General features: G+C 73.6%; 6 protein-coding genes. 3 read left to right on the forward strand and 3 right to left on the reverse strand.

All coding sequences use genetic code 11. The features are described 5' to 3' along the window. On the reverse strand, positions 1-1079 hold a 1079-nt coding region (locus tag E1289_RS35805; protein ID WP_165970764.1), incomplete at its 3' end, for an LCP family protein. Positions 1080-1188: 109 nt separating this feature from the next. Between E1289_RS35805 and E1289_RS35810 the strand changes: the two genes are divergently transcribed. Then, positions 1189-2130: a DUF6177 family protein gene (locus E1289_RS35810; protein WP_243713411.1), complete on the forward strand. Its 942-nt coding sequence runs from the start codon at positions 1189-1191 to the stop codon at positions 2128-2130. A 105-nt stretch (positions 2131-2235) separates the two neighbouring features. Continuing rightward, positions 2236-3663 carry a DUF1266 domain-containing protein gene (locus E1289_RS35815; RefSeq protein ID WP_131988332.1) on the forward strand — a complete coding sequence of 476 codons (1428 nt, stop codon included), beginning with the start codon at positions 2236-2238 and terminating at the stop codon, positions 3661-3663. Between the two features lie 3 nt (positions 3664-3666). On the opposite strand, the gene E1289_RS35820 is transcribed toward E1289_RS35815, so the two are convergent. Continuing rightward, positions 3667-4131, reverse strand: a complete 465-nt coding sequence (locus tag E1289_RS35820) for a hypothetical protein (protein ID WP_243713413.1) — start codon at positions 4129-4131, stop codon at positions 3667-3669. A 256-nt stretch (positions 4132-4387) separates the two neighbouring features. Here E1289_RS35820 and E1289_RS35825 point away from each other — a divergent pair, with 256 nt between their 5' ends. Further along, positions 4388-5191, forward strand: coding sequence for a hypothetical protein (locus E1289_RS35825; protein ID WP_165970765.1), 804 nt, complete (start codon positions 4388-4390; stop codon positions 5189-5191). Between the two features lie 25 nt (positions 5192-5216). Here E1289_RS35825 and E1289_RS35830 read toward each other — a convergent pair. Then, the coding region (locus E1289_RS35830; protein WP_165970766.1) for a MinD/ParA family protein at positions 5217-6170 on the reverse strand (954 nt) is incomplete at its 5' end.

The raw sequence follows: 6170 nt of genomic DNA on the forward strand, positions 1-6170 counted from the left end.
GGCTGCACCTTGTTCCCCACCGGAACGGGCTCGGGCTCGGGGAGCTCGTTGTCCTCCCGGACGGCCCGGAACAGCGGCTCGGCGAGGGTCCGGTTGAACTGGACGCGGTTCCTGTCCTGCGGGTACGCCTCCACCGGGACGGTCACGAACCGGACCTTCCCGGCGCTCATCCCGCGCAGGCTCCCCGCGAGCCGCTGCATCACCGAGAGGGTGAGGTCCTCGTCCGCCTTGATCGACTTGGCGACGGCGGAGAGGAAGTCGTAGGTGCGTCCCGGGTCGGTCAGCATGCCCTTGTCGGTGGCCTTCTTGACGACCGACGCCATGAACGCCTGCTGCCGCTTGATCCGGTCGAGGTCGGAGCCGTCGCCGAGCACGTAGCGGGTCCGGACGTAGCCGAGGGCCTGGTCGCCGCGGACGACCTGCCGGCCCGGCCGCAGGCGCAGCTCGGCCTTCGGGTCGTCGATGCGGCGCGGCACGCAGATCTCCACGCCGCCGAGCGCGTCCACGACGCGCTTGAAGCCGGCGAAGTCGACTTCGACGTAGTGGTCGATGTGGATGTCGGTGAGGGACTCGATGGTCTTCCAGGTGCAGGCCGGCCCGCCGTTGGAGAACGCCGTGTTGATCATCCCGAACTGGGCGGGGACGGTGGTGCCGTCCTTCTTCTTGCAGGACGGCATCTGCACCATCGAGTCGCGGGGGAAGCTGATGCCGATCGCGTTCTCCCCGCCGGGCGAGATGTGCAGCAGGATCGTGGTGTCGGAGCGCTGCCCCGGCTCGACGCCGTAACCGGCGTTGCGCCCGGCGCGGCTGTCGGACCCGATCAGCAGGATGTTCAGCGACCCGTTGAGCTTCTGCGGGCGGTCGCCGCCGAGCCGGCCGCCCACGTCCTCGCGGTCGATCTGGCCGTCGAGGCGCCGCCAGAACCCGTACGCGGTCAGGCTGCCGGCCACCAGGACCACCGACAGCACGATCGACACCACGCCGAGCACGCGCCACAGACGCCCCCGCACCGGCGGTTCCGGTGGCGCTGGGGCGTTGCCCGCGTAGTACACGGGAGACGGCGCGGCGGCTCGCTGCATCCGCAACATTTCAGCACAGATTGGACACGCGCCTCCCCGGCCACGGCAAAGTCGCCTTCCCCCGGGCGAGTCCGTCCCGGATGCCCGCGATCGCTAGACTCCGGGGAAGATGAGCACAGTAGACGCGCTGACCGACCAGGCCATGGTCGTGCTGCAGGACCGGCCGCTGGTGCCCCTGAGCGCCTGGCTGAACAAAGCCCTCGGCGCCTGCGTCGCGGGCGGCCGCACCCTGCAGCTGGTCACCCCCCTGGACTCCCGGCTGTCGCTCCCCCTGCGCACCGCCGCGTCGGGCAACGACGTGCAGTGGGTCGTCCGCAACGGTGACGGCTACTACGAGGGCCTGACCGGACGGCCGCTGAAGTGGAGCGGCGCGACGTTCGTCCCCGTACCCGAGGCCCGCGACTACGCGCCCGGGTTCACCACCCGCCCCAGCGCCCCCATCGGCTCGCAGCTCACCCTCGTCTACCGCACCAGGCACGGCTCCGAGGGCGACCTGGGCGGGCCCGTCGAGCGCCTCCTGCAGCTGCTCACCGGCAAGCCCCCCGGCGCGCTCGGGCCCGCCGAGCCGCTGGAGCACCCGTGGCGCCGCGACCGGTTCACCGAGTACGCGCGGGGACGCTCGACCGCGCGGCTCCTCGTCGTCGGCGACGGCCCGCGCCCGGCCCAGGCGATCTGCGACTTCACCGCGAGCGCGGGGGGCGCCGTCGGGGAGGTCAGCACCATCACCATCGGCTACATGCCGGAGGACCCGCCGCCCCTGCAGCACCTGCCGACCCTCGTCGGCGCGCTGGCCGCCGACCAGCCGATCGCGTCGCTGTTCGTCCAGCTCACCCCCGGCCGCGCCGACCTGACCACCGAGCCCCGCTGGACGGGCGCGCCCGCCCCGGTCGCACTGGCCGTCGCCGGGACGGTCACCGGGCCGAACGGCATCCCCGGCCAGCCGGTCGGGCCGCCGCGCGCCCCGCTGACGTTCTTCCCCCTCGGGGACGGCCGCTCCCAGGACGGCTGGCAGCGGCACAGCCACCTCATGCAGCACCTCCAGTCGGCCTGACGCGGCGGCACCGCTGCCCTTAATGCGGCGTTCCTCCCACTACCGGCGGCAAACGGCGCACAGGGCAGATGATCTACCCGTAAGGGATGATGTACGGTCCTGCCCATGGGACAGGCCGGTCAGCTCGACGCGCTTGAGCGGGCCGTCGAGGGGACACTCGCCGAAGGGTCGTTCGAGTTCGACGGCGACGAGGCGGTACTGCGGATCGAGGGGTCCCCCGTCCTCACGACCACCTGGTTCCTAGCCTGCGGCGCCGGCGGCGTCGTACTGCTGCTGGCCGGGGCCGTGCTGTCCCTCGCCGGGCTGCCGGACGAGGCGCGGTGGGCGCACGCACCGGGCGCCGGGCTGCTCGGCTGCGCGCTCGGCCTCGTGCTGCTGCTCCGCTTCACCCCGGTGGCCGACCTCTGGTCGGATGTGGAGCTGCGGTTCGCGGAGCGGGCGATGGTGCACCGGCGCAAGCGGGTGCCGTTCGGCGAGCTGCGGCCCGAGCACCTGGTGTGGAAGAACGGGTGGTTCTTCCGGCGCCTCTACGTCCGGCACCCGTCCCTGCGCAAGCAGCTCGCCGGGTTCTTCGGCAGCGAGGAACGCCAGGCCGCGGAGTTCCAGCGGCGGCTGTGGGAGCTGATCTCCGCGCCCGAGCCGCCGGACGCCGCCGCCGGTGCCGGCGGCCTCACCCCCGTGCAGCGCTGGATCATCGCCGCCGGCGCCCCCTACGGCGCGATCAACGGCTTCCTCGTGGACCGCCTCGGCACCGCACCCGGCGAGTCCGCGGCGGCCGCCGACCGCCGCACCGCCCAGGAACTCCTCCAGGACCCGTGGGGCGCCTACGACCTGGAGCAGCTCCTCGGCGCCGTCAACTGGCTCGTCCAGGACGGGCACCGCGCCGACTTCACCCGGGACGCCCGCCTCGCCGCCCGGCCGCCCGCCGCGCAGGAGCAGTACGGGACGCTGCTGCGGGAGGTCGACGACCTCATCGCCCGCGACAACCTCGAACCCCCGTTCGTCGAGCGGCTGATCGAGCTGGTGCGCGTCCGGTACGGGGACGAGGGCGGCTCGTACGCGCGGCTCGTCCCGCGGCTGCTCCGCGACGAGCCCGGCGCGGACGTCAGCGAGGAGGGCGCCGAGCTCGCCCGGTTCCTCCACCAGCTGTTCAACGACCGCGACCACGCGGCCGAGGAGCTGCACCGCCTGCGGGTCCTCGCCGACCCGGCGCTGCGCGGGAACGTGGAGCGGTTCCTCATCTGGGACTACGGGCGGGCCCTCATGCTCTACCGCTGGGGCCGCATGGTGGGCTGGCTGACCGAGGAGTACTGCTGGGAGCGGATGCTGCCGCTGGCCATCGACATCCAGCGGCGGTACGCGTCCTGGCGGGACATGGCCACCTGCTATCTGCAGGGCCGGCTGCTCTGGTCGGGCGGCGGCGGTAAGGCGCAGGCGGAGTACGAGCGGCTCGTCGAGAACCTCCTCACCGAGCCGCACAGCCCCTGGAACGCCCTCCCCTGGGACCTTCCCCTCACCCGCGACTGGGCGTGACCGTCAGCCCCCGATGACGCCGCCGTGGTACGCGGCGCCGTCCTGCCCTGGGGCGCCGACCGCCGAACCGCCGCCCTGCGGGGACGCCTTCCAGCTGCGCGCCGGCGCCTCGCTCGCCCCGTCCGGGTAGACGGTCCCGCCGGCCCAGTGCACGAGCGAGTCGGCGAACCTGCGCGCCACCCGCACCGCGTCGGGCAGGTCGGCTGCGGCGCGGACGTCCACCCACCAGATCGGGGCGGTGACGCGGTCGGCGAACTCGGGGCCGAGCAGCCGGCGGATCTCGCTCTGCGCCGACACCTGCACCGCGTCCTCGATCGAGACGAGCAGCCGGCCCTCCGCGTCGAGCAGGAGGGTCGGCTCCGGTTCCCCGCCGCGCAGCTCCAGCGGCTCGCCCATGGCGATCAGACCGTCCGCCACGGCGTGCACGTCCGGACGGCGGCGCACCAGCGCCACCAGATCACTGCTCATCGGGTCACCCCAGCCTCGGACGGACCGGACGGACCGGGCGGGCCGCCGCGGCGCGCGGCGACGGGTCGCCGGCTCGTGTCGGACACCTGCCTCCCTCTCCATCGCAACCCTATGACGCTTCCGCACGCGCCGCCGCCGTCCGCGGGCACGTACACCCGAGACATACCTACCATCCCGTGGCGTTTCGCCACCTTCTGCCCGCTACTCTGGTCGGATCTCATCAGGCACCCCGCTTGGACCCAGCTCGGAGCGTTCCATGAACTCCCCCCAATGGCCCGGTCAGCCGCCCGGCGGGCCCGGTTTCCCGCCACCGGCGCCGCCCGGCCCGCCGCTGCCGCCCGGCGGGCCCGGTTTCCCGCCGCCCCGGCGGAGCGGAGGCGGGGCACTGGTCCCCCTGCTGATCTTCGGCATGGTCGGGGTCCTGGCCCTCGTGGGCATCGGCGCCTTCGTCATCCTGGAGAGCAACGACGACGACGGGCCCCGCAGGACGACCACGCTGCCCACGTCCACGCCCTACTCACCCGCCTACACGCCCGAGCCGAGGCCCACGGCGTCCAGGGGAGGCACCGGCACGGGGTCGGACCCCGCCTCCATCCTCTCCACCACCATCCGGACCGCCAAGGGCAACACCTTCACCCGGGCGGGCACGCGGACGGAGTCGTGCAACACCCGCGCCAACACCAAACTCCGCACGACGCTGCGCAGCTACCCGTGCGTGGGAACGATGCACTCGGCGGTCTACGCCGACCCGTCCAAGAAGATCATCACTGCGGTGTCGATCGCGAAGTTCACCAGCCCGTCGGCGGCGAGCGCCGTCAGCCGGGTCACCGCCAACGAGGGCTGGCCTAAGTTGCTCACCCCGTCCCAGGCGAGCGGCCTCCGGCAGCCCAGGCCCGACCCGGCCTACTGGACCCGTTCCTGGACGCAGGGCTCCAACGTCGTCTACGCCCAGTCGTACTGGGCGACCGGCGCCGCCACCGGCGGCCGCACCGGAACCGTCTTCGCCACCGCGGGCGAACTGGGGGTGGAAGTGACCAACGTCCTCATCTGGAAGAACTGACGGACGGTGGCCGGCGGGCCGCCGCTCAGCGGACTCCTCCGCCGGTCAGTGACCGCGAGAAGACCTCGTACACGATGCGGGTGAAGGCCGACCGGGCGGCGGCGGAGACCTTGGCCAGCTCCACCGAGCTGCCGGTGGCCAGATGCCGGTCGTAGGGGACGAACACGACGGGCAGTCCCCACGCGGCGAGCATCTCCTGCGCACGCCGCAGGTCGGCGCCCACCTGCGGGGCGTGCGAGACCATCGCGATCACCGTGCGGCCGAGCAGCCCCCGCTGGTCGTTGGCCGCGTACCACTCCAGCGCCCCGCGCGCGCTCAAGGCGCCGTCGACCGTTCCCGGGGTGACGAGGACCAGGCCGTGTGAACCCGCGACGACACCGCGGTTCACCTCGGTGAGGATGCCCGCGCCGCAGTCGACGACCGTCGCGGCGACGTAGCGGCTCACCGAACTGAGCGCGGTCTGGAACGTCTCCAGCGTGAACTCCCCGGCGATGCGGCCGCCGCGCGTGGACGACAGCACGTAGAGGCCGTGCGGGGTCCGCGTCAGGAAGCCCTCCGCCTCCTGGAACGTGTTCGGCCGGTGCGCCGCCAGGTCGAACAGCGAAAGCTGGGGGCTGACGCCGAGGCGCAGCGGCAGCGATCCCAGCTCCGCGTCCGCGTCGGCGGCCAGCACCCGGTCGGCGCGGTGCAGGGCCAGCTCGGTCGCCAGCATCGCGGCCATCGTCGTCTTGCCCGCGCCGCCGCGGACGCTCGCGACCGCGATCTGCCGGGAACTCGGCACCGAACGCTGCATCAGGTCGGCGAAGGCGGCCCGCTCCCTGGCCTCCCGCGCGCCACCGCCCATCGCGTTGCGGACGCCGCGGCCCATGCGGCGGGCCAGGGGGTCGCCGTGCTGGTTCCTGCGGACGAGATCGTCCGCCGGGACCGGGTGGCCGCCCCCCGCCTGGCCGGGCGCGGGATGGGCCGGCTCGGGCGGGGC

Source organism: Actinomadura sp. 6K520, assembly GCF_004349245.1.
Taxonomy (GTDB): domain Bacteria; phylum Actinomycetota; class Actinomycetes; order Streptosporangiales; family Streptosporangiaceae; genus Spirillospora.

Coding starts and splice junctions, on each gene's coding strand:
- E1289_RS35810 (WP_243713411.1), top strand. CDS start 1,189: ATGAGCACAGTAGACGCGCTGACCGACCAGGCCATGGTCGTGCTGCAG.
- E1289_RS35815 (WP_131988332.1), top strand. CDS start 2,236: ATGGGACAGGCCGGTCAGCTCGACGCGCTTGAGCGGGCCGTCGAGGGG.
- E1289_RS35820 (WP_243713413.1), bottom strand. CDS start 4,131: ATGAGCAGTGATCTGGTGGCGCTGGTGCGCCGCCGTCCGGACGTGCAC.
- E1289_RS35825 (WP_165970765.1), top strand. CDS start 4,388: ATGAACTCCCCCCAATGGCCCGGTCAGCCGCCCGGCGGGCCCGGTTTC.